The sequence below is a fragment of the Sporacetigenium mesophilum DSM 16796 genome (genome assembly GCF_059569055.1).
On record NZ_JCANUR010000002.1, the window covers coordinates 134468 to 157750 of the forward strand.

Here is a 23283-nt window from a genome sequence, read left to right on the forward strand (position 1 = left end):
TAAGTAATGATTTACAGAAGGTAGCTTTGGAGCTTCTAAGTTGAAATAATAGTAGGCTTAGACGGCGGGAGTCGTTAAATCTATTCAAGAGCCAGTTTTGCTGGAAATAAGGTGGTACCGCGAGCTTTTCGTCCTTAATGATGCGAAAGGCTCTTTTTTATTGGAAAAAATCTATTTAAAAGGAGAATTACTATGGAGAAAACGAACTTACCGAAAACCTATGATCCTAAAGATTTTGAAAAAAGATTATATAATGAATGGTTGGAAAAAGATTTATTTAAGGCAAATGTAAATAAAGATAAGAAGCCTTTTACTATAATGCTTCCTCCACCAAATATAACAGGTCAATTACATATGGGTCATGCTCTGGACCATACTTTACAAGATGTTCTTATAAGATGGAAACGTATGGAAGGTTATGAGACTTTATGGCAACCTGGAACGGACCATGCAAGTATAGCTACAGAAGTTAAAGTAGTTGAAAGAATAAGAGAACAAGAGGGAAAGTCTAAGTATGAATTAGGAAGAGAAGAATTTCTAAATAGAGCTTGGGACTGGAGAAATGAATTTGGTAGAAAAATAGTAGACCAAATGAAACAATTAGGGGACTCTTGTGACTGGTCAAAAGAAAGATTTACTATGGACGAAGGATGTAATGAGGCCGTTACTGAATTCTTTGTGAAGTTATATAAAGAGGGACATATATATAGAGGTAATAGAATAATAAACTGGTGTCCAGACTGTAAAACAACTTTATCAGATGCAGAGGTTGAACATGAGGAACACGAAGGTAACTTTTATCATGTAAAATATCCTATACAAGATAGCGATAAATATATAGAAGTAGCAACAACAAGACCTGAGACAATGTTAGGTGACGTTGCAATAGCAGTTAATCCAAATGATGAAAGATATAAAGATTTAATTGGTAAAAATGCTATACTACCATTGGTTGGAAGAGAATTAGAAATAGTTGCAGATGACTATGTTGATATGGAGTTTGGGACTGGCGCAGTAAAAATAACTCCTGCACATGACCCTAATGACTTTGAAATAGCTCAAAGACATTTTTTACCAAGAATAAACGTTATGAATGAAGATGGAACAATGAACGAAAAGTCTGGTAAGTACAAAGGTATGGATAGATATGATTGTAGAAAGCAATTAGTAGAAGATTTAAAAGAACAAGGGTACTTATTAAATATAAAAGATCATAATCACAATGTTGGAGAATGTTATAGATGTCATACAGTAATAGAACCTAGATTATCAAAACAATGGTTTGTAAAAATGGATGAGTTAGCAAAGCCAGCAATAGAAGTAGCTAAGTCGGGTGAACTTAAGTTTGTACCTGAAAGATTTGAAAAGACATACCTACATTGGTTAGAAAATATAAGAGACTGGTGTATATCTAGACAATTATGGTGGGGCCATCAAATACCAGCATATTATTGCCAAGACTGTGAAGAAATAGTTGTATCTAGAGAAAGACCAGATAAATGTCCTAAGTGTAATAGCAATTCATTTAAACAAGATGAAGATGTACTAGATACTTGGTTTAGTTCTGCATTATGGCCGTTTTCAACTTTAGGTTGGCCAAATAAAACTCCTGAACTTGAATATTTCTATCCAACTAATGTATTAGTTACTGGATACGATATAATATTCTTCTGGGTAGTTAGAATGGTATTTGCTGGAACGTTCTGTATGGATGAAATGCCATTTGAACATGTTTTAATACATGGTTTAGTTAGAGATTCTCAAGGAAGAAAGATGAGTAAGTCGTTAGGAAATGGTATAGACCCATTAGAAATAATAGAAGCTTATGGAGCTGATGCGTTAAGATTCACATTAGCTACAGGGAACTCTCCAGGAAATGACATGAGATTCCACATGGAAAGAGTTGAGTCAGCTAGAAACTTTGCAAATAAACTTTGGAATGCATCTAGATTTGTATTTATGAACATAGATGAAGAACTAATAAAAAATGTAGATAGAGAAAGTGTATCTAATAACTTAACTTTAGCTGATAAGTGGATAATATCAAGAGCTAATAATGTTGTAAAAGAAGCAACTGAAAATATGGAAAAATTCGAGCTTGGTATGGCACTTCAAAAGGTATATGATTTTACTTGGTCTGAATACTGTGACTGGTATATAGAAATGGTAAAACCTAGACTATATTCAGATGATGTAGAAGCTAAAACGACTGCATTATATACATTAACTTATGTACTTGAAAAAATATTGAAATTACTTCATCCGTATATGCCTTTTATAACTGAAGAAATATACAATCATCTTCCAACTGTAGATGGAAGCATAGTTATATCTTCTTGGCCAGAATACATAGAGTCTGATAATATGATAAAAGAAGAGTCTATGATGGAATTATTAATGGAAGGTATAAGAAATATAAGAAATATAAGAGCAGAAATGAATGTTCCACCTTCTAAGAAGGCAAAAGTTATAATAGTTCCAACACCTGAAAAATTAGAAACTATAGAACAAGGTAGAGACTATTTTGTAACATTGGCTTCTGCTTCAAATGTTGAAATAGCAAGTGATGACTCTAACATACCTTCAGATGCAGTAAGTACTGTTATAGAAGGAGTTAATATATATATACCACTTGATGAATTAGTTGATTTTGCAAAAGAAATAGAAAGATTAGAAAAGGAAAGAGTTAAGCTAGAAGGAGAATTAAAAAGAGTTAGCGGAAAGCTTTCTAACCAAGGATTCTTAGCTAAGGCTCCAGATAAATTAATAGAAGAAGAAAAAGCTAAAGAAGAAAAGTACAAGGAAATGATGAATTCTGTGATTGAGAGATTAGATAACTTAAAATCTAAGCTAAAATAGTATATAATTAAAGTGAATATATGGCATAGCTGTATATTCACTTTTTAAAATGGGGGAGAGGTTTTTTTATGATGACTTACGAAGATGCACTAAGGTATATAGAGGAAACACATAAATTTGGAATAAGATTAGGTCTTGAAAATATATCAAAGCTTTTGGAGATGTTGGGAAATCCTCAAGATAATTTAAATATAATACACGTTGCTGGAACTAACGGGAAAGGTTCAACTTGTTCTTTCATAACAAAAATATTACAAACTGCTGGATATAATGTAGGCTTATATACGTCTCCTTATCTTGAAACATTTACAGAAAGAATAAGGGTAAATGGATATAATATCCCTGAAGAAGAAGTAGCATCTATAGTTACTTTAATAAAAACTAAAATAGATGAAATGGTAAGTGAAGGATACAGTTATCCTACTGAATTTGAAATAGTTACAGCTATGGCCTTTTATTACTATTACAAACAAAAAGTAGATTATGTTGTTTTGGAAGTTGGAATGGGTGGAAGATATGATGCTACTAATATTATAAATAAGTCTTTAGTAAGCGTTATTACTCCTGTTAGTTTAGACCATATAGATGCACTTGGAGATACAATAGGAAAAATAGCTTATGAAAAAGCTGGAATAATAAAGGAAAATGGTTTAGTAGTTATACATCCACAGGAAGAAGAAGCTCAAAGTGTTATACTTGAAGTTTGCAAAGAAAAAAATGCAGAGTATATAATGGCGAACACTGGAAGTGTAGAAATTGCAAAATCTACAATTGAATCTCAAATATTTACTTGTAAAGTATTAGAAAAAGAATATAATAATCTTGAAATATGCTTAATAGGAGAACATCAAATAAATAACTCTGTAGTTGCGCTAAATGTAATAGAAGTATTAAAAGATAGATATAATTTAAAAATATCTGATGATGATGTACTTAAGGGATTGAATGAAACTAGATGGCCTGGAAGGATAGAAAAATTACAGGATAATCCTGTATTTATAATAGATGGTGCTCACAATGAGGATGGTGCTAACTCTTTAGCAAAATCTATAGATAAACATTTTAAAGATAAAGATATAACATTAATAATTGGTATGTTAAAGGATAAGGATGTAGATTCTGTACTGCAAATACTTATACCTAGATGTAGTAAGGCTATAACTACTACACCAGATAATCCAAGAGCTCTAAGTCCTGAAGAATTAAAAGAAAAAATACAAAAATACAATAAACAAGTTATAGCGTTAGATAGTATAGAAAAAGCTGTAGATTATGCATTAAAAAATTCACATAAAGATGAAGTTATAATAAGTGCAGGATCTTTATATATGATAGGCACAATTAGAAGTATTATAAAGAATAAATAATAAGTAGGGCGGATATTATCCGCTCTATTTAATTGCAAAAAAAATTAATAAAAAGAGAATTAAACAAGCTCAATATCTAATATATTAGTATAGTACATATAGTTTAACATATTGAGAGGGGAGGATGGAAAGTTGAGAATATTTGTTTCTAATTATGCGTCTAAGAGTATAAGTGTAATTAATTATGAAAAACTAGAAGTTGAGAAAGAAGTATTCTTAGATGAAAGTATTTATCCGCACCATTTCTGCATTAATCCTAATGATAAACTATTTTATATTCCAAGCTCATTTAATGGAATTTTATACATATTAGATATAAATAAATCTAAAATAGTAGATAGTGTATCGATAGGAGGAAATTTAAGTCAGATAGCCTTATGTAATAATGAGATATTTATATCTAATGAGGATTCTAATAGTATCTATATAGTAGATAAAGATAATCTACTTCCTGTAGGAGTAATTTGTGTTGACAATATGCCTCATGGTTTTGCATTTGATAAAAGTACAAATAGGTTATTTGTGCCTTGTAATAAATCTATATTATCAATAGATGTAGTAAATAAAGCTGTAGATAAAAAAGTTGAGTTTAACTTTAAACCATGGCATATAAAAATAGACGAATTAAATGATTTAATATATGCATCTACATTAGACGGGAAAATAGTAGTATTAGATAAAAAAGATTTGAATTTGAAAAAAATAATAGATAAGTTTAGATTTCCTGTGGAGATATGTTTAAACAATAATAAAAATGAAATTTATGTTACAGATTTATTAGACAAAAATATAAAAGTAATAGATTGTGACACATATAATATAAAATATGAGATGGGTATAAGTGGAAATCCACAAGGACTTGAAATATCTAAAGACAAAAAATATATATTTGTATCTGATACACTAGAAAATGATATAAAGGTATTTGAAACTGAAAATTATAATTTTGTAAAAAGTATTAAAGTGGGAAAAGAGCCTACAACAATAATATGTATGTAAGCTCTTACTCTGCACTAATTAAAAGTTGTATTATATCGGAATATAAGTGTGAAGCATTGTTCTTCCAGTTATCGCATATAAGCTTAGCTTGTTTATTAGAAGAAACATTTAAGTTTAAGTCTATAAGATTTGTTTGATTTTCAATAACTTTTAGACTTACTATGAATTCGTTATCACTTACTTTAATAAAATCTGATTTAACTTGAGTATCATTTAGAATTTGATCTTTATTTTTTACTGTATATACATCTATTTTATCTTTTATATCTTGAGGTATTCTTCCTAAGAAATATTCTAAAGCTTGAATACCTTTATTTGTTAGGCAATAAAATTCTTTATTAGACTCACTAAAAATTTGAACAAAATTGGATTCTATAAGTTGGGATAAAAATTCTTGAAGAGAAAAGTAATTCATAAGTTCTGTTTCCATAATAAATTGCGTTATTTGAGAATTAGTTAAATCCATTTTAACCTTATCTAATATATATAAAATTAAAAGCTTATTGGAAGCTAATTCTTCAGATGAATTTTCAAACATACTATCATCCTCTCTAAATTGTATCTATGTATATATTAAACTATAATCTATAAAATTGAAAGTGGGTTTTTATGTATTTTTATGCACATAAAAAGGCTACCCTGAGGGCAGCCTTTCTTTTTGCGATAATCCATAGGTGTCTATTTACTATTTTCCAGACATTTGTCTTTCGGCCATTTCAACTAACTTTTTAGTCATATATCCACCTACATAACCGTTTTGTCTAGCTGTTAAGTTACCTTTGTCTACTTGTTCATAATTAGATAAACCTAATTCATTAGCTATTTCTAACTTCATTTGATTTAATGCAGCTTTAGCTTCTGGAACAACTTTTTGGTTTCTGTTTGCCATAGTAAACGCCTCCTTGTGGATGTCTTTTTTTTATTAACAACACCTTTTGATGTTGTTAATATTAATATAACCTCATTGTAAGTATCTATACGTAAAAATTCTAGGAAATTTTAGGAAGATTATAAAAAATTATTTCTATTATTGTCAATAAACATATATAATATAATTTATGTTTACCTTTGACTATAAAAGGAGAAGTGATATTATGAATAAAAGCGTAGAATTAAAAGAATATATATTAAATCTAGGAGTTTCTAAAGTTGGATTTGCAAATGTATCAGGTCATTTACCAGATCAACTATCGCATTTAGATAGCGGTATAAGTATAGCTATTAGATTGTCCGATGAGACTATCAGTCATATAAAAAATGAGCCAACTCATACTTATTATCATCATTACAGAACAGTTAATACTTTTATAGATCAAATAACTTTGCAAATAACTATGAAAATTCAACAAATGGGATATTTAGCTATAGCTATCCCTTCATCTCAATCTATAAATGATAACAAAGAAGAAAGAGAATATAAAGCTCTTTTGTCTCATAAAATGGTAGCTACATTATCTGGTCTAGGATATGTAGGAAAAAGCGCATTACTTGTAACTGAAGAATTTGGACCTAGAATTAGGCTAGGAACAATATTAACTAATATGCCATTAGATTATGATAACCCTATTTCTGAATCCAAATGTGGAGAATGTAATATATGTACAAGATTATGTCCAGCATTTGCGATAAAAGGTGTTAACTGGGACACAACTAAAACTAGAGAAGATTTGTATGATCCTAGAGCATGTTCTTCTCATATGAACAATCATTATTACCATATAGGAAGAGGATCTGTTTGTGGTATATGTATAAAAAACTGTCCTAAAGGAAAAAATGTATTAAAAAGGTAATGTAAGGCTTCCTATAAAAGGAAGCCTTACATATGTTATTTGACTTTTCTAGTAAATTTTAATTTTTTATCTTTTCTTACACCTTCATGTATATTATGAGCTTCTCTCCAATAACTTCTTGTATCAAGTTTTATAGTAACTCTTCCAGTTTCAGTTCGCTTTCCATTTACGTTGTCATAACTACTTCTTATAATTGACATATAAATCACCTCCTAATAATAATCTGCCCATTTAATAAATTTAATTTTGTAGTAATTTTTTGAAAAAATTAAAAATAGATTTTTAGTAAGAATTTATTTCTGCAATGGACTATGGGTAGGGGGTTAAATATGAAATTTTTTATGTATAAAACCAAAGGAATAATTTTGAGTCTATTACTACTGTGTATATCATTAATAACACTAGGTCTTTGTTTTTATGGAGTAAAAAGCATAATAAGCAAAGCTATACTATAGATGATTATGAAACCCCAACAATTATTAAACAATATAAATAAAAAGTGCCGATAATTTAATTATCGGCACTTTTTTATTGTGCAATTAATTGTGTTATAATTTTACTTAATACAAACCATTTAAGAAAGAAGGTTGATTAATTATGTTATTTCTAACTAATGAAAAAATAGTTAAAGATATAATGTCTACACGATATATAACAATAAATAAAAATGAGTATATAGAAGGTGCAATAGAAAAGATGCTTACAAATAATTTAAGAGAAATATTTGTAGTAAATGAATATAACAAGATAATAGGATTATTGTCAATGACAGATATATCTAAATATAAGAAGGATGAAAAAAAAGATAAAACTTTAATTAAAGATATTATGATAAATAAAGTAATATCTATAGATAAACTTGCTAATTTAATGGAATGTAGAAATATAATGATGGAACATCAAATAGGTATTCTTCCTATATTAGAAAATGGTGAAATAATAGGCGTTATAAGGCAAGATCATATAAGAGACTATTTTTATATGGGATTAGAGCGAACTAGTAAAGCACTTAACAATATAATAAAAAGTATGAAAGAAGGAGTTTGTGTTATTGACAGCGATGGGGTAGTTGTATTTTGGGATGAGGTAATGGAAAATATGTACGGTATAAAATCGTCCGAAATAGTCGGCAAGTCTATGTATGAATTTTTTGGCAATGCTATATCTCTTAAAGCTCTGAAAACTAAAGAACCTGTTAGTGATGTATTTCAATCTCCAAGAAAAGATATAGATAGTTTAGTTTGTGCAAGCCCTATATTTATAGATGGTGAGTTCTTAGGGGCTGTTTGTACGGAGTTAGATGTTACTGAGGTTACAAAATTAACAAATGAATTAGAAAAAGCTAATAATACGTTACAGTTTCTAGAAAATGAAATGAAAAAAATATCAAATAATAGCTTTAGTAATATATTAGGTAAAAGTCAAAGCTTAAAAAAGTCTATAGAAATAGCTCAACAAATATCAAAAACTACTAGCAGTATATTTATATATGGTGAAAGTGGAACAGGAAAAGAAGTTTTTGCACGTGCTATACATGACTATAGTGAGAGAAAGGGCTTATTTATAGCTGTAAACTGCAGTGCAATTCCAAATGAACTATTCGAAAGTGAATTTTTTGGATATGAAGCTGGTTCTTTTACTGGAGCTAATAAAAAAGGGAAAATGGGTATATTTGAACTTGCAAGTGAAGGAACTGTGTTTTTAGATGAAGTAGCAGATTTGCCTCTACACATGCAAGCTAAATTATTGAGAGTTCTTCAAGAAAAAGAAGTAAGAAGAATCGGTGGAGAAAAAACTATACCTATAAATGTAAGAATAATATCGGCTACAAATAAAAATCTTGAGGAACTAGTACATAATGAACAATTTAGAGAAGATTTATATTACAGATTAAATGTTGTAGAAATAGATTTACCTCCTTTAAGAGAAAGAAAAGGAGATATAGGAATATTAATTCATAACTTTTTAAAAGAAATATGCAACCAAAATAATAAACCAATGTTAAAAATTGATAATAAAGTTGTAGATATATTGGAAAACTATAAATGGAAGGGAAATATAAGAGAGCTTAGAAACACGATAGAACATCTAGTTGTATTATGTACCAAAGACACTATAACAAAAGAGCTTATACCAAGTTATATACTAAAAAATATAGAAGATGTAAGTTCTGATAAAGAATATCCACTGGATTTAAACAAGGCAATAGAACAATTGGAAACCGATAGAATAAAGAAAGCTTTAGAAATTGCACAAGGCAATAAAGCTAAAGCATCTAAAATCTTAAATATTCCTAGAAGTACATTGTATTACAAAATGGAGCTATATAAAATTATATGACAGATAACTGACATCTGTCTAAAAATCGACGCAATAAATTTTTAACAAAATTTAGAAATGGACAATTGAGAATTACACAATTCGACATAAAAATAACAAATTCCATACTGTATACAAGAGAAAAGGTGTCAGTAATCTGACAAAATAATAAAAATACCAAAAATTAAAATTAAAATTTATAGTTTAAAATCTTAAAAATAGACACACTCTATAGAAGTAATGCCAACTATTCAAAAAAACTTTTATAAAAAAATAACAAAAAAACTAAAGTTGGCATGAGAGTTGCTAATATATATAGTGTAAACCAAAGTGATAGGAGGTGAACTGAGTGAAAGTATCAATACAATTAAAACAACATGTTGGCGCACCTTGTACTCCTATAGTTAATGAAGGCGATAGTGTTAAAAAAGGTCAACTTATAGCACAACCTCAGGGCTTAGGAGCAAATATACATGCAAGTGTATATGGGAAAGTAGTAAATATAGATGAAAGTGCAATAACTATAGAAGCTGATAAAAATCAACCAGAAGAATATATAAAGATAAAAGAAACAGAAAATTATCTAGAAGCAATAAAAGAAGCTGGTATCGTAGGTGCTGGTGGAGCTGGATTTCCAACACATGTCAAACTAAGTGTAGATTTAAAAGGTGGATGCATAATAGCAAATGCTGCTGAATGTGAACCTGTTTTAAATCACAATGTAGTAGTAATGGAAGAAAACCCTGAAATAGTAGTAAGGGGATTAAAATATATGATGGAAATAACCAATGCTTCTAAAGCTTATATAGCTATAAAGCCTAAGTATAAAAAAGCAATAATAGCATTAGGAAAAGCTTCTAAAAATGAAAGTAACATAGAAATAAAATACTTGTCAGATATGTATCCTGCTGGAGATGAAAGAGTTATCATAAGAGAATTGTTAGGAATAACATTACAACCAGGGCAACTCCCTCTAGAAGCAAACTCTGTTGTATCTAACGTTGAAACTATAAAAAATATAGTTGAAGCTATAGAAGATAGAAAACCTGTTATAACAAAAGATATAACAATAGGTGGAAGAGTTAAGGGTGCAGAAAACAATGGTAAAGTATTTAAAAATGTACCAATAGGCATGTCTATCAAACACTATATAGATGAATGTGGTGGTTATGTTGAGCCACATGGAGAGATAGTTTTAGGTGGACCTTTTACTGGAAGACATGGTGAAGAAGAAAGCCCTATAACTAAAACTCTAGGTGGAATACTTGTAGCTATGCCGTTCCCAAATGAAATAAGAAAAATAGGAATTATTGCATGTGAATGTGGAGCTCAAGAAGAAAGATTAAGAGAAATAGCACATTCAATGGGTGCAGAAGTAGTATCGGAAACAAAATGTAAGAGAATGGTAGAAGTAAATGGGAGATATAGATGCGATCAGCCGGGGATATGTCCTGGTCAAGCTGAAAAATGTCTCAAGTTAAAAAGTGAGGGAGCTCAGGCAGTAATTATGGGTGGTTGTGAGGACTGAACTAACACAGTCATGAATGTGGCCCCTAGGTTAGGGATGCCTGTATATCACAGCACAGACCATGTGTTAAGAGCTGCCGGACATAAATTATATAGAAGAAAAAAATAGCACAAGGAGGTAAATCATATGTCAATAACTGCAGAAACAGCTAAGGCTCACGCTCAAGATCCAGCCGTGTCTTGCTGTAGATTTGAAGCTGGAATAACATTAGATGCATCTAATCTAGAAGATCCAGCTATATTCCCAGATTTAGAGGATTCTGGTTTATTACAAATACCTGATAATGGATTAAAGATAGGTCAAGTTTTAGGTGCTAAGTTAGTGAAAACTATAGACGCTCTAACTCCATTTACTGCTGAATATTTAGATGCAGTACAAGGAACTGAAGAAGTTAAAGAAGAAGCAAAAGTAGATAATGGTGATATGGTAGAAATGGTAAATACAGTTGCTCCTGTAGCACCAGTTGCACCAATGGCATCATTTGGAGGTCAAACTATAAAGATACATATAGGTGAAGGAAGAGATATAAACTTAGAAATACCTTTATCTATAGCTCCAGCTATGGGAATAGCAACTCCACAAGTAGGTGCACCTATAGCGACTCCAGCACAAGTTTCAAATGAAGTTAAAGTAGAAAATGAAATAGCTAAGCCAATAAGAAACTTAGTTAAAAAACATTTCAAAATAGAAAAAGTAGAATTTGGCCCACAAACAAAGATAGAAGGAACTACTTTATATGTAAGAAATCCTGAAGAAATATGCAAAGAAGCTGTTGACTCAGAAGAGTTAGTAGTAAGTATGAAAGTTGAAATAATAACTCCAGATAAATACAACACTTATAGTGAAACTATAATGGATGTTCAACCTATAGCTACTAAAGAAGTAGGTGAATTAGGAGAAGGAACAACAAGAGTAGTAGATGGCGTTATAATGATGGTAACAGGTACAGATGAAAATGGAGTTCAAATAGGAGAATTTGGTTCATCTGAAGGTGAATTAGATACAAATATAATGTGGGGAAGACCAGGTGCTCCTGATAAAGGCGATATATTCATAAAGACTGAAGTAATAATAAAAGCTGGTACTAACATGGAAAGACCAGGTCCATTAGCTGCTCACAAAGCTTCAGATTATATAACTCAAGAAATAAGAGAAGCTTTAAAACAAGCTGAAGAATCTTTAGTAGTAGATACTGAAGAAATAGTACAATACAGAAGACCAGGTAAAAAGAGAGTAGTAGTAGTAAAAGAAATAATGGGTCAAGGCGCAATGCATGACAACTTAATATTACCAGTTGAACCTGTAGGTACATTAGGAGCTAAACCAAACGTTGACTTAGGAAACGTTCCAGTTGTGTTATCTCCACTTGAAGTATTAGATGGTGGTATACATGCATTAACATGTATAGGACCTGCTTCTAAAGAAAACTCTAGACATTACTATAGAGAGCCATTAGTAATAGAAGCTATGAATGATCCTGAGATAGATTTAGTAGGAGTAATATTTGTTGGATCACCTCAAGTTAACTCTGAAAAATTCTATGTATCTAAGAGATTAGGTATGATGATAGAAGCTATGGGCGTTGATGGTGCTATAGTTACTACAGAAGGATTTGGTAATAACCATATAGATTTTGCTTCTCATATAGAGCAAATAGGAAAGAGACATATAGCTGTTGTTGGTATGAGTTTCTCTGCTGTTCAAGGTGCACTAGTTGTTGGTAATGAATTCATGAAGTATATGGTAGACAACAATAAGTCTAAGTACGGTATAGAAAACGAAGTATTATCAAATAACACATTATGTAAAGAAGATGCTATAAGAGCATTAGCTATGGTTAAATCTGTTATGGCTGGAGAAGAAGTTAAGCCTGCAGAAAGAAAATGGAATAGCAATGTTAAATTAAACAACGTAGAGTTAATAGAAAAAGCAACTGATTCAAAAATAGAATTAGTTGAAAATGAGCAAGTATTACCAATGAGTAAAAAGAGAAAAGAGATATACGAAAAAGACAATAAATAATAAGCTAATGGAAACCAGGTGATACTTTATGGATAGATTAAAATATATATCAACTGAAAGAATGTATGAAGGCGTTATAGTTGAAATCAACGATGGTGGAGTAACTATAGACCTTAAGGGTAGACTTGGACAATTCAAGATGCCTAAGAGAATGCTTATAACTGATTATGAATTAAAGCTTGGTCAAGAAGTTGGATTTGTAATGAGTTATCCTGAGGTTCTAGGACCTGAACCAAATAAGAAATACGCTGATATAATAGAAGAAAACAATAGACGTAAAGAACAAAATAATAAATAATACAGGAAGGAGATGTAATCATGAGTCTTACAACAATAAAAGGACTTCAATCAGAAATATTTGTTCCAATAACACCTCCGCCAGTATGGACTCCTGTGACTAAAGAATTGAAAGATATGAAAATAGCTTTAGCTACAGCTGCTGGTGTTCATTTAAAAAGCGACAAGAGATTTAACTTAGCAGGAGATTTCTCATATAGAGAAATACCAGGAGATGCTCCGGTATCTGAAATGATGGTATCTCATGGTGGGTATGATAATGGGGATGTTAACAAAGATATAAACTGTATGTTCCCTATAGATAGATTAAGAGAGTTAGCTCAAGCAGGATTTATAAAAGAAGTTGCTCCAATGCACTTTGGTTTCATGGGTGGTGGAGGAGACCAAGATAAGTTTACTAACGAAACTGGTCCAGAAATAGCTAGAAAATTAAAAGAAGAAGGCGTAGACGCTTGTGTCTTAACTGCTGGCTGAGGTACTTGCCATAGATCTGCCGTGATCGTGCAGAGAGCAATAGAGGAAGCTGGGATACCTACAATAATAGTAGCAGCTCTACCTCCAGTAGTAAGACAAAATGGTACTCCTAGAGCAGTTGCTCCATTAGTGCCAATGGGTGCAAATGCTGGTGAACCAAACAACATAGAAATGCAAACAAATATATTAAGAGATACATTAAAACAATTAATAGCAATACCGTCTGCTGGGAAAATAGTTCCATTACCATATGAGTATGTAGCAAACGTATAAAAAATAATAAACCCTTCTTTCGGTTAGAAAGAAGGGTTTTAAAAAAATAGGTGGTTATATGGAAGAGAAAATATTAAGAAGACTAGTTATAAAGTCCTTTCATATAGGTAAAGTAGAAATAGGAAATAAATTCTCAGTTGAAAAAGGAATGTTAACTATTGATAGTCAATTAACAAACGATATCGTGAAACACGAAGACCTTGTTGAAAATATTGAAGTTAATATAATAAAACCTGGAGATTACAATAGAGAAATAAACACAATAATGGATATAATTCCGATATCTACAAAGGTTTTAGGTGATTTAGGTGAAGGTATAACTCATACTTTAACTGGAGTTTATGTAATGTTAACAGGAGCTGATACAGAAGGAAAGCAAATGCATGAATTTGGATCATCAGAAGGAATATTAAGCGAACAAATGGTATTTGGAAGAGCTGGTACTCCATCTAAAAATGACTATATAATACATTTTGATGTAACCTTAAAAGGTGGTTTGCCATATGAAAGAAAATTACCTTTATCAGCGTTTAGAGCCTGTGATAATTTTATCCAGAACATAAGAGAATTATTAAAAGAAAAAGATGGAAGAGAAGCAACTGAATTTCATGAATTCCACGATAAAATAAGATCTAATTCTAAAAAGGTAGTTATAGTAAAGCAAATAGCAGGGCAAGGTGCTATGTATGACAATCAATTATTTTCAAGTGAACCTAGTGGACTTTCTGGAGGTATGTCAATAATAGATATAGGAAATGTCCCAATGATAATATCTCCTAATGAATATAGAGATGGCGCACTAAGAGCTATGACTTAAGGTGGTGATATAATGGGTATAGGACCATCGACAAAAGAAACTTCACTACATCATTTTAGAGATCCATTGCTTGATATAGTGAGTAATGATACTGATATAGATTTAATGGGAATAATAGTAGTAGGTACTCCTCAAGATAACAAAGAAAAGTATTTTGTAGGGCAAAGAACAGCAGCATGGCTAGAGGCTATGAGAGCTGATGGAGTTATAATATCTACAGATGGATGGGGTAACTCTCATGTAGACTATGCAAATACAATAGAAGAAATAGGAAAAAGAGGAATACCTGTAGTAGGACTTAGTTTTGTAGGAACTCAAGCCAAATTTGTTGTAACTAATAAATATATGGATACAATAGTAGATTTTAATAAATCTACTAAAGGCATAGAAACAGAAGTTGTTGGAGAAAACACTGTTGCAGAAATAGATGCAAGAAAAGCTTTAGCTTTTCTTAAACTAAAAATGAGAAATAAAAAATAAGGGGGTTGTTTAAATGTTTATTACAAATAGTATACACGCTGTAGACTCTCATACTATGGGAGAACCTACTAGAATAATTATAGGTGGAATACCTAATATACCAGGAAAAACAATGGCTGAAAAGAAACAACACTTAGAAAATAACTTAGATCATATAAGAACTGCTACTATGCTAGAACCAAGAGGACACAACGATATGTTTGGTTCTATAATAACTCAACCATGTAATGATGAAGCTGATTTCGGTATAATCTTCATGGATGGCGGAGGATACCTAAACATGTGTGGCCATGGTTCTATAGGTGCAGTTACAGTTGCTATAGAAACAGGAATGGTTAATGCTGTAGAGCCATATACAGATGTAGTTATGGATACTCCTGCTGGTATAGTTAGAGCTAAAGCTAAAGTTGAAAATGGAAAAGTAAGAGAAGTTTCAATAATAAACGTTCCTGCTTTTTTATATAAAAGAGATGTTCAAATAGAAATGCCTGAAATAGGAAAAGTTACTTTTGATATATCTTTTGGTGGAAGCTTCTTTGCAATAGTGCATGCAAGCCAATTTGGATTAAAAGTAGAGCCTAAAAATGCTCAAAAGTTAACTGAAATAGCATTAAAAATGAGAGATATAATAAATGAAACTATAGAAATAGAACATCCAACTTTAAGTCATATAAAAACAGTAGATTTAGTTGAAGTATATGATGATCCTACTCATCCAGAAGCTACTTACAAAAATGTAGTTATATTTGGTCAAGGTCAAGTTGATAGATCTCCTTGTGGAACTGGAACAAGTGCAAAACTTGCAACATTACACACTAAAGGTGAGTTAAAAGAAGGAGAATTATTTGTATACGAAAGTATATTAGGAACATTATTTAAAGGAAGAATAGTTGGAAAAGATAAAATAGCAGATTATGATGCTATAATACCTGAAATAACTGGAGCTGCCTTTATAACTGGATTTAATCACTTTGTTATAGATCCAGAAGATCCTGTAAAATATGGGTTTATATTAAAATAAGCCACTGTGCAACTAAATAATATAAAAAGTTTAGTTGCACTTTTAAAAAGTTTTAAAATTTCAGAAATTTCCTAAAAATAACATTGTAGTATTGTGTAAAAAAATGTATAATATTGATAATAAATAAACAAAATCCTAGTAATAAAATATTATGCAGAGGCATAATATTTGTTAAATAATAAACTATGATAATAGGGGGTAAAAATTATGATTACAGCTATTTTAGGTGTTTTAGGTATCTTAACAATTTGGTTCGCTTTTGTATTTATAAAGGATTATATGGCAAATAAAAACAACTTAGAAGACAATTCTTTTGGAAAAGCGCTAGGTATAGGTTTTGTAACTGACTTTTTCGATACATTAGGAATAGGGTCTTTTGCACCTACGACAGCACTTTTAAAATTTACAAAGCAAACTGCTGACAAATTTATACCAGGAACATTAAACGTTTCTCATACAGTACCGGTTGTAATGGAAGCATTTATATTTATAACAGTTATATCAGTTGAACCTGTAACTTTAATAAGTTTACTTGCAGCTGCAGTAGTTGGTGCATGGATAGGTGCAGGTATAATATCTAAATTACCAGAAAAGAAAATACAAGTAACTATGGGTGTGGCATTAGCTGCAACTGCAATAATAATGTTATTGAGCAAATTAGGTGTAATGCCTGGTGGTGGAACTGCAATAGGACTAACAGGAATGAAATTAGTTATAGGTGTAGTTGGTAACTTTATATTAGGTGCACTTATGACAGCAGGTATAGGATTATATGCTCCATGTATGGCTCTTATATACTTCTTAGGAATGTCTCCTGACGTTGCATTCCCAATAATGATGGGTTCATGTGCATTCTTAATGCCAGTTGCTGGAGTTAGATTTGTAAAGGAAGCATCTTATGATAGAAAAACTTCTATGGGAATAACTATAGGTGGTATCATAGGTGTTATAATAGCTGCTTATATAGTTAAATCTTTACCACTTAACATATTAACATGGTTAGTTATAGGCGTTATAGCTTATACTTCTGTAACAATGTTAAGATCAGCTGCTAAAAATAAAGAAGAAATAAGCCAATAATATAAAAAAAGCTCATTGAATTGTCAATGAGCTTTTTTATTATTTGTTCATTTTAAGAATAAATCTCGTCCCATAATAATATATTTATTATATAGAAACAAAACTAAAAAACATAAGAAATACTAATTATGGGGGGAGAAATAAGGATGATAACACTAAAAGAAGATACTAATGTTGTAAGTTTAAGAGGAGAACTAAACGGAGAATTACAATTTAGCCACGAAATATTCGGTGAGAAATTTTATACTACTCAAATAAAAATAGATAGATTAAGTGAGTCTTGTGATACATTACCTATAACTATATCAGAAAGATTAATAGGAGAAATAAATGTAGACGAAGCTAAGGTAGTTGAATTAACAGGCCAACTAAGATCTTATAATAAAAATATAGATGGAAGAAATAAACTTGTACTAACTATATTCGCTAGAGAGTTAGTATGTGCAGAAGAGGAATCTAAAGATCCAAATAATATATTTTTAGATGGATATATATGTAAAGATCCTATATATAGAAAAACTCCGTTAGGAAGAGAAATAACAGATTTATTAGTAGCAATAAACAGACCTTATAATAAATCAGATTACATACCATCTATAGTTTGGGGAAGAAATGCTAAGTTTGCTAAAAATTTAAAAATTGGAGATAGAATCCAAATGTGGGGAAGAGTACAAAGTAGAGAATATGAAAAAAAATTAGAAAATGGAGAAGTTGAAAAGAAAGTAGCTTATGAGGTTTCAATATCAAAGATAAAGAAACTATCTGAAAACAACGTTAAATAAGAATATATTAATTATAAAATTAAGTATGTTGAATATATGTATAGTTGATTTCATGACTATATATTAAAGAAAATGATTAAATAAGTATAAATTATTTTTAATAAATCTTAAAAATAAAAAATAAAAGACATATTTATATAGATAAAAAAATATTTAAATCAAAAAAGACTAGGATTAATCCTAGTCTTTTAATAATATATATATATACTAAAGATTTAAAATATATAAGGAGAAATTTATGAGCATACATTATGAATGGGTTTTGATTGTGGTGTTTTTAACAATATTAATGTCAATACAATATACATTAAATAAAATATATGTAGTATTAAAAGATATACGAAATACGCTATCCAAAACTAAGACTAGGGAATGATTTATATGGTAAATTTATCCAAGATAAGAGAAGATATTCAAAATATTGCTGAAGCTATATCGTCAGTTTTAGATATAGATGTTACTATAGTAGACAATAATCTCATTAGAGTAGCAGGAACAGGTGAATATTCACATCAGATAGGAAATAAAGTAGATAATTACTCGGCATTTAGGGAATCTTTAATAAAACAAAAAGAATTTATAATTGAGGACCCAAAAATTAATAAGTTATGCAATATGTGTTACAAAAAGCAAAACTGTAAGGAAGTTGCAGAGGTATGTTGTCCAATAATATGTGATGGTATATCCTATGGGGTAATAGGTCTTATTGCATTTACCGATGAGCAAGGAATCTACATAAAAAATAAGAGAAAAAATCTTATGGATTTTTTAAGAAAAATGGCAGATCTAATATCTAGTAAGGTAAAAGAACAAAATAAAAGCGAAGAGCTAATTATAGAAAAAAAGAAACTAGAGACTTTATTAAATAATATGGACAAGGCTGTAGTATCTACAGATATATATGGAAATATAGACAAATACAACGAAAAGTTTAAAAATATGTTTAAATTACAATTAAATATAAAGATTAAAAATATACTTGACTTATTGTTTTTCATAAAGATATCGGATATGGATATAAGCAATAAACATAAGAGTGATAGCTTTGTATATAAAATAAAAAATTATGAATTAAAGGGTGTTTATAATATAAATTCTATAATTGTGAATAATGAATTAAAGGGATATGTATTTGACTTTATAGATAAAAATGTAGCCATAGAAAACTTTAATCAAATAAATAGCGATTATAAAATAAGTTTTGATAATATAATTAGCTCTAGCAATTGTATGCAACAGGTCAAGAAAGAGGCACTAATAGCTTCTCATTCACTATCTACCGTTCTTATAACTGGTGAAAGTGGAACTGGTAAGGAATTGTTTGCGAGAGCAATTCACAATAGTAGCTCAAGAGCAGCTAAACCATTTATAGCAGTTAACTGCGCTGCTATACCGGATAATTTATTGGAAAGTGAATTGTTTGGGTACGAGGAAGGAGCATTTACAGGGGCCAAAAAAGGTGGTAAATTGGGGAAATTTGAAATTGCTAATAAGGGAACTATATTTCTAGATGAAATAGGAGATATGAGTTTGCATCTTCAAGCAAAGCTACTTAGAGTCTTGCAGGAAAGAGAAGTAAACAAGTTAGGTGCAAAAGATAATACACATATAGATGTTAGAATAATAGCTGCTACTAATAAGAATCTTGAAGATATGATTAAAAAAGGTCAATTTAGAGAAGATCTATATTATAGATTAAATGTAATACCTATAAATATACCAAGTTTAAGAGAAAGAAAAGAAGATATATCTTTGTTAATAGAAAATATGATAAGTAATTATTCAATTAAACTAAATAAAAAAGTATATGATATAGAAGATAAAGCGTTAGAAGTTATAATAAACTATTCTTGGCCGGGCAATATAAGAGAATTGCAAAATATTATAGAGTATAGTGTAAATATGTCTGTAGGTGAAATAATAAGATATGAAGATATTCCAAATAAAATTAAAAATAATATTAATAAAATAGAAATTAGAAATAATGAAGTTATAACTCCTATTTATGAATTAGAAAGAATAGAAATACTAAAAGCATTGCATAAATACAAGGATTATAAGAAAGATAAAGAAAGAGTAGCACAAGCTTTAGGTATATCTAAAGCAACTTTGTATAGAAAGTTAAAGGAATATAAAATAGTCTCAAAATGATACCTATGTCTCATTTTGAGACTATTTTTTTTATATTTGACACAAAAACACTATATTTTTATTCGCCAATGTGCTGAAGCCTTCGTATATCTAAAAGAAATTTATGGCATGGACTTTGCTATAAGGTATAATAGATAAAATTTTTAGGAGGTATTTAAAATGATAAAATCATATACAAAGAATTCGTTATATCTAATAGATTTATTAAAATCAGAGGTAAAGCCAGCTTTGGGATGTACTGAGCCTGTAGCTGTAGCTCTTGCTTGTTCTAAGGCTAGAGAGTTATTAAAAGAAGATATTGTAGCTTGTAATATATTACTTAGCCCTAATGTATATAAAAATGGAATGTGTGTCGGTATACCAGGAACAGATAAATTAGGACTTAAAGTAGCTGCATCTATGGGGCTTATAGGTGGAGACTCTGAATATGGTTTGAGAATATTAGAATCTTTAGATAAAGATCAAGTTAAAATATCAGAAGAATATATGAATAAAAATATAATAAAGATAAATCCATTAGATACTGAAGAAAAAATTTATATAGAAGTTGTGTTAAAAGGAAATAATAATACAGTTAAAACTATAATAAGAAATAAACACGATAAATTTGTATATATATCTAAGAATAATGAAATTTTATTAAATGAAGATTTTATTATTAAAGAAGTTTGTTTAACTACTGAAAAAGAAAACATATTAGAAAAAATGAGCATAAGAGAATTAATTCAAGAAATAGAAAATATGGAATTGGAAGATATAGAGTTTTTGCTAGATGGTATGAACATGAATGAAAAAATAGCAAACTATGGATTAGATAAAAAAATAGGTATAGGTGTAGGATATGGACTAAAAAAATCTATAGAAGATGGCTTATTAGGGGATGACCTTATAAATAGTGCTATGATGTTGACAGCTGCTGCATCAGATGCGAGAATGGCTGGAATCAAAATGCCTGTTATGAGTTCTAATGGAAGTGGCAATCATGGAATAACAGCTATAGTGCCAATAATAGCTTATAATAAAAAGTATCCTCAGACTAAAGAAAAAATAGCTAAATCGTTAGCTATAAGCCACTTAGTTACTGCTTATATAAAAAATTATACAGGTAGACTATCTGCTGTTTGCGGTTGCGGAGTCGCAGCATCAACAGGAGCAGCTGCAGCTATAACTTGGCTTATGGAAGGAGAATATAAGCAAATAGAAGGTTCAATAGAAAATATGATAGCAAATTTAAGTGGAATGATTTGTGACGGTGCTAAATCAGGGTGTGCACTTAAACTTGCATCAGCAGCATCGGCAGCTGTACAAAGCGCTATAATATCTAAATACAACTGTGTAGTTCCACCGATGAATGGAATAGTTGGAAATAGAGTTGAGGAGAGCATAATAAATTTAGGAAAAATAAGTTCTCAAGGTATGACTATAACTGATAAAGTAATTATAAATATTATGGATGATATGAATAAAATTATATAGTTATTATAAAATAGTACAATATATATTATGCAGTATGGAAATAATATATATTGTATTATTTATTTTCATTTAGTCTACATAAGGAAAACATATTGCAAAAAGTGATGTTTTTATATAAAATATGAGTTAATATAATTAAATTGACGGAGGTAACACCTATGGATATAGAAACAAGAAAATGGGAAGTTTTATGTTCTGAAGAAGATATAGCTAACAGACTAAAAGAGCTTGGAAAACAACTATCAGAAGAATATAGAAATAAAAACTTGATGGTTATATCTTTATTAAAGGGTAGTTTTATATTTACAGCTGACTTAGTAAGAAATATGGATATACCTGTTAAAATAGGATTCATGACTACATCTAGCTATGGTCATGGAGAGCAAACATCAGGACAAGTTAGTATGTTATCAGATATAACAGATGATATTCAAGGCTATGATGTATTAGTTGTAGATGATATAACAGACTCAGGATTAACTATGAAATTTGTTATGGATCACTTAAAAACTAAAAATCCATCAAGCGTAAAATGCTGTGTATTACTAGATAAACCAAGTAGAAGAAAGAATGAACTAGTTCCAGACTACTGTGGATTTACAATAGAAGATAAATTTGTAGTTGGATATGGGTTAAATTTTGGAGATTATTATAGAAACATACCATACGTTTTCGTTGTTACAGACGAAGAAAGATAAAATTCGCTTTGCTCATGTCGCCAACGACCTTGAGAGACAGGTCCGTTGCTCAAAATTATATGTTGTAAATAGAAAATGATGGCATTTAAAATGCCATCATTTTTTTGCTACTTATTTTCATCTGGATCTATAGATCTTAGTCCTTGCATTAATTTAGTTTTATCAGCCGTTTTTTCGTCTTTCATTTTTATTACTTTAGCAGGAGAACCTGCTACGACAGCACCAGAAGGAACATCTGTTGTTACTATAGACCCTGCTGCAACAACAGAACCTTCTCCAACTTTAACACCTTCTAATATAACGGCATTAGCTCCGATTAAAACGTTATCTTCTATTATAACTGGAGTAGCAGAAGGCGGCTCAAGGACACCTGCAACAACGGAACCTGCTCCAACATGAACATTTTTGCCTATTATCCCTCTAGCGCCTACTACAGCATTCATATCAATCATAGCGCCTTCGCCTATCTCAGCACCTATGTTTATTACAGCTCCCATCATAATAACTGCATTGTTTCCTATAGATACCATGTCTCTTATTATAGCTCCAGGCTCTATTCTAGCATGCTCATTTAAGTAGTTATATAAAGGAATTGCAGAATTTCTTCTGTCGTATTCAATATGAGTGTCAGTTATATTTGACTTATTTTCTTCTAATACTTTATTAATTTCTTCAAAATCTCCTATTAATATATAAGATTCATTTGAACCGAATATTTTTATATTATCTCTATTACTAAAGCTTAAGTTACCGTTTACATAAACAGTAACAGGTGTTTTTTTCTTTGCTTCTTTTATAAATTTTGCTATTTCGTATGAATCGTTTAAGTTTATCATTTGTTTAAAACCTC

20 protein-coding genes, 1 pseudogene and 1 other annotated feature (1 of these 22 running past the window's edge) are annotated in these 23283 nt (G+C 30.2%); of the genes and pseudogenes, 17 read left to right on the plus strand and 4 right to left on the minus strand.

The window, feature by feature from the left end; genetic code table 11:
* Positions 1 to 139, plus strand: a binding site (T-box leader); it begins 72 nt to the left of the window's first position.
* A 53-nt stretch (positions 140 to 192) separates the two neighbouring features.
* From BS62_RS03770 to BS62_RS03780, 3 genes are all read left to right on the plus strand, one after another.
* Positions 193 to 2859: a valine--tRNA ligase gene (locus BS62_RS03770; protein WP_496489914.1), complete on the plus strand. Its 2667-nt coding sequence runs from the start codon at positions 193 to 195 to the stop codon at positions 2857 to 2859.
* Positions 2860 to 2927: 68 nt separating this feature from the next.
* Positions 2928 to 4226: a bifunctional folylpolyglutamate synthase/dihydrofolate synthase gene (locus tag BS62_RS03775; RefSeq protein ID WP_496489915.1), complete on the plus strand. Its 1299-nt coding sequence runs from the start codon at positions 2928 to 2930 to the stop codon at positions 4224 to 4226.
* Positions 4227 to 4358: 132 nt separating this feature from the next.
* Positions 4359 to 5225: a YncE family protein gene (locus BS62_RS03780; RefSeq protein WP_496489916.1), complete on the plus strand. Its 867-nt coding sequence runs from the start codon at positions 4359 to 4361 to the stop codon at positions 5223 to 5225.
* 4 nt (positions 5226 to 5229) lie between these two features.
* On the opposite strand, the gene BS62_RS03785 is transcribed toward BS62_RS03780, so the two are convergent.
* On the minus strand, positions 5230 to 5763 hold the full coding sequence (locus BS62_RS03785) for a DUF4364 family protein (protein ID WP_496489917.1): 534 nt from the start codon (positions 5761 to 5763) through the stop codon (positions 5230 to 5232).
* A 147-nt stretch (positions 5764 to 5910) separates the two neighbouring features.
* Positions 5911 to 6114 (minus strand): small, acid-soluble spore protein, alpha/beta type, encoded by a 204-nt coding sequence (locus BS62_RS03790; protein WP_490141729.1) that lies wholly within the window; start codon positions 6112 to 6114, stop codon positions 5911 to 5913.
* A 205-nt stretch (positions 6115 to 6319) separates the two neighbouring features.
* Between BS62_RS03790 and BS62_RS03795 the strand changes: the two genes are divergently transcribed.
* The gene (locus BS62_RS03795) at positions 6320 to 7015 is read left to right on the plus strand and encodes a 4Fe-4S double cluster binding domain-containing protein (protein ID WP_496489918.1); all 696 of its coding nucleotides are present in this window, start codon (positions 6320 to 6322) and stop codon (positions 7013 to 7015) included.
* A gap of 35 nt (positions 7016 to 7050) precedes the next feature.
* On the opposite strand, the gene BS62_RS03800 is transcribed toward BS62_RS03795, so the two are convergent.
* Positions 7051 to 7215, minus strand: coding sequence for a hypothetical protein (locus BS62_RS03800; protein WP_496489919.1), 165 nt, complete (start codon positions 7213 to 7215; stop codon positions 7051 to 7053).
* 129 nt (positions 7216 to 7344) lie between these two features.
* Between BS62_RS03800 and BS62_RS03805 the strand changes: the two genes are divergently transcribed.
* The 13 genes and pseudogenes from BS62_RS03805 (at position 7345) to hpt (ending at position 22433) form a co-directional block, all read left to right on the plus strand.
* Positions 7345 to 7470 (plus strand): hypothetical protein, encoded by a 126-nt coding sequence (locus BS62_RS03805; RefSeq protein ID WP_496489920.1) that lies wholly within the window; start codon positions 7345 to 7347, stop codon positions 7468 to 7470.
* Between the two features lie 142 nt (positions 7471 to 7612).
* On the plus strand, positions 7613 to 9355 hold the full coding sequence (gene prdR / locus BS62_RS03810; RefSeq protein ID WP_496489921.1) for a sigma-54 dependent transcriptional regulator PrdR: 1743 nt from the start codon (positions 7613 to 7615) through the stop codon (positions 9353 to 9355).
* A 328-nt stretch (positions 9356 to 9683) separates the two neighbouring features.
* A complete protein-coding gene (gene prdC / locus BS62_RS03815) occupies positions 9684 to 10970 on the plus strand; it encodes a proline reductase-associated electron transfer protein PrdC (RefSeq protein ID WP_496489922.1) in 1287 nt (428 codons plus the stop codon).
* A gap of 18 nt (positions 10971 to 10988) precedes the next feature.
* Positions 10989 to 12884, plus strand: coding sequence for a D-proline reductase (dithiol) proprotein PrdA (gene prdA, locus BS62_RS03820; RefSeq protein WP_496489923.1), 1896 nt, complete (start codon positions 10989 to 10991; stop codon positions 12882 to 12884).
* A gap of 28 nt (positions 12885 to 12912) precedes the next feature.
* Positions 12913 to 13182: a CBO2463/CBO2479 domain-containing protein gene (locus tag BS62_RS03825; protein WP_496489924.1), complete on the plus strand. Its 270-nt coding sequence runs from the start codon at positions 12913 to 12915 to the stop codon at positions 13180 to 13182.
* Positions 13183 to 13202: 20 nt separating this feature from the next.
* Positions 13203 to 13928, plus strand: coding sequence for a D-proline reductase (dithiol) protein PrdB (gene prdB, locus BS62_RS03830; protein ID WP_496489925.1), 726 nt, complete (start codon positions 13203 to 13205; stop codon positions 13926 to 13928).
* A gap of 58 nt (positions 13929 to 13986) precedes the next feature.
* A pseudogene (gene prdD / locus BS62_RS03835) lies at positions 13987 to 15225 on the plus strand (proline reductase cluster protein PrdD).
* 13 nt (positions 15226 to 15238) lie between these two features.
* Positions 15239 to 16246: a proline racemase gene (locus tag BS62_RS03840; protein ID WP_496489926.1), complete on the plus strand. Its 1008-nt coding sequence runs from the start codon at positions 15239 to 15241 to the stop codon at positions 16244 to 16246.
* A gap of 207 nt (positions 16247 to 16453) precedes the next feature.
* Complete coding sequence (locus BS62_RS03845) at positions 16454 to 17326, plus strand: sulfite exporter TauE/SafE family protein (RefSeq protein ID WP_496489927.1); 873 nt, start codon at positions 16454 to 16456, stop codon at positions 17324 to 17326.
* Positions 17327 to 17472: 146 nt separating this feature from the next.
* Positions 17473 to 18108 (plus strand): single-stranded DNA-binding protein, encoded by a 636-nt coding sequence (locus BS62_RS03850; RefSeq protein WP_496489928.1) that lies wholly within the window; start codon positions 17473 to 17475, stop codon positions 18106 to 18108.
* Positions 18109 to 18480: 372 nt separating this feature from the next.
* Entirely contained in the window at positions 18481 to 20259 is a 1779-nt protein-coding gene (locus BS62_RS03855) for a sigma-54 interaction domain-containing protein (protein WP_496489929.1), read from the plus strand.
* 159 nt (positions 20260 to 20418) lie between these two features.
* The gene (locus BS62_RS03860; RefSeq protein ID WP_496489930.1) at positions 20419 to 21735 is read left to right on the plus strand and encodes an L-cysteine desulfidase family protein; all 1317 of its coding nucleotides are present in this window, start codon (positions 20419 to 20421) and stop codon (positions 21733 to 21735) included.
* 158 nt (positions 21736 to 21893) lie between these two features.
* The gene (hpt, locus tag BS62_RS03865; protein ID WP_496489931.1) at positions 21894 to 22433 is read left to right on the plus strand and encodes a hypoxanthine phosphoribosyltransferase; all 540 of its coding nucleotides are present in this window, start codon (positions 21894 to 21896) and stop codon (positions 22431 to 22433) included.
* 107 nt (positions 22434 to 22540) lie between these two features.
* Here hpt and dapD read toward each other — a convergent pair whose 3' ends face one another.
* Entirely contained in the window at positions 22541 to 23269 is a 729-nt protein-coding gene (dapD, locus tag BS62_RS03870) for a 2,3,4,5-tetrahydropyridine-2,6-dicarboxylate N-acetyltransferase (protein WP_496489932.1), read from the minus strand.
* Between the last annotated feature and the right edge of the window lie 14 nt (positions 23270 to 23283).

Bases quoted from the DNA above. Each gene is read 5' to 3' on its own strand.
- BS62_RS03770 (WP_496489914.1), top strand. From the start codon at position 193: ATGGAGAAAACGAACTTACCGAAAACCTATGATCCTAAAGATTTTGAA.
- BS62_RS03775 (WP_496489915.1), top strand. From the start codon at position 2,928: ATGATGACTTACGAAGATGCACTAAGGTATATAGAGGAAACACATAAA.
- BS62_RS03785 (WP_496489917.1), bottom strand. From the start codon at position 5,763: ATGTTTGAAAATTCATCTGAAGAATTAGCTTCCAATAAGCTTTTAATT.
- BS62_RS03790 (WP_490141729.1), bottom strand. From the start codon at position 6,114: ATGGCAAACAGAAACCAAAAAGTTGTTCCAGAAGCTAAAGCTGCATTA.
- BS62_RS03795 (WP_496489918.1), top strand. From the start codon at position 6,320: ATGAATAAAAGCGTAGAATTAAAAGAATATATATTAAATCTAGGAGTT.
- BS62_RS03800 (WP_496489919.1), bottom strand. From the start codon at position 7,215: ATGTCAATTATAAGAAGTAGTTATGACAACGTAAATGGAAAGCGAACT.
- BS62_RS03805 (WP_496489920.1), top strand. From the start codon at position 7,345: ATGAAATTTTTTATGTATAAAACCAAAGGAATAATTTTGAGTCTATTA.
- prdR (WP_496489921.1), top strand. From the start codon at position 7,613: ATGTTATTTCTAACTAATGAAAAAATAGTTAAAGATATAATGTCTACA.
- prdA (WP_496489923.1), top strand. From the start codon at position 10,989: ATGTCAATAACTGCAGAAACAGCTAAGGCTCACGCTCAAGATCCAGCC.
- BS62_RS03825 (WP_496489924.1), top strand. From the start codon at position 12,913: ATGGATAGATTAAAATATATATCAACTGAAAGAATGTATGAAGGCGTT.
- BS62_RS03840 (WP_496489926.1), top strand. From the start codon at position 15,239: ATGTTTATTACAAATAGTATACACGCTGTAGACTCTCATACTATGGGA.
- BS62_RS03845 (WP_496489927.1), top strand. From the start codon at position 16,454: ATGATTACAGCTATTTTAGGTGTTTTAGGTATCTTAACAATTTGGTTC.
- BS62_RS03850 (WP_496489928.1), top strand. From the start codon at position 17,473: ATGATAACACTAAAAGAAGATACTAATGTTGTAAGTTTAAGAGGAGAA.
- BS62_RS03855 (WP_496489929.1), top strand. From the start codon at position 18,481: ATGATTTATATGGTAAATTTATCCAAGATAAGAGAAGATATTCAAAAT.
- BS62_RS03860 (WP_496489930.1), top strand. From the start codon at position 20,419: ATGATAAAATCATATACAAAGAATTCGTTATATCTAATAGATTTATTA.
- hpt (WP_496489931.1), top strand. From the start codon at position 21,894: ATGGATATAGAAACAAGAAAATGGGAAGTTTTATGTTCTGAAGAAGAT.
- dapD (WP_496489932.1), bottom strand. From the start codon at position 23,269: ATGATAAACTTAAACGATTCATACGAAATAGCAAAATTTATAAAAGAA.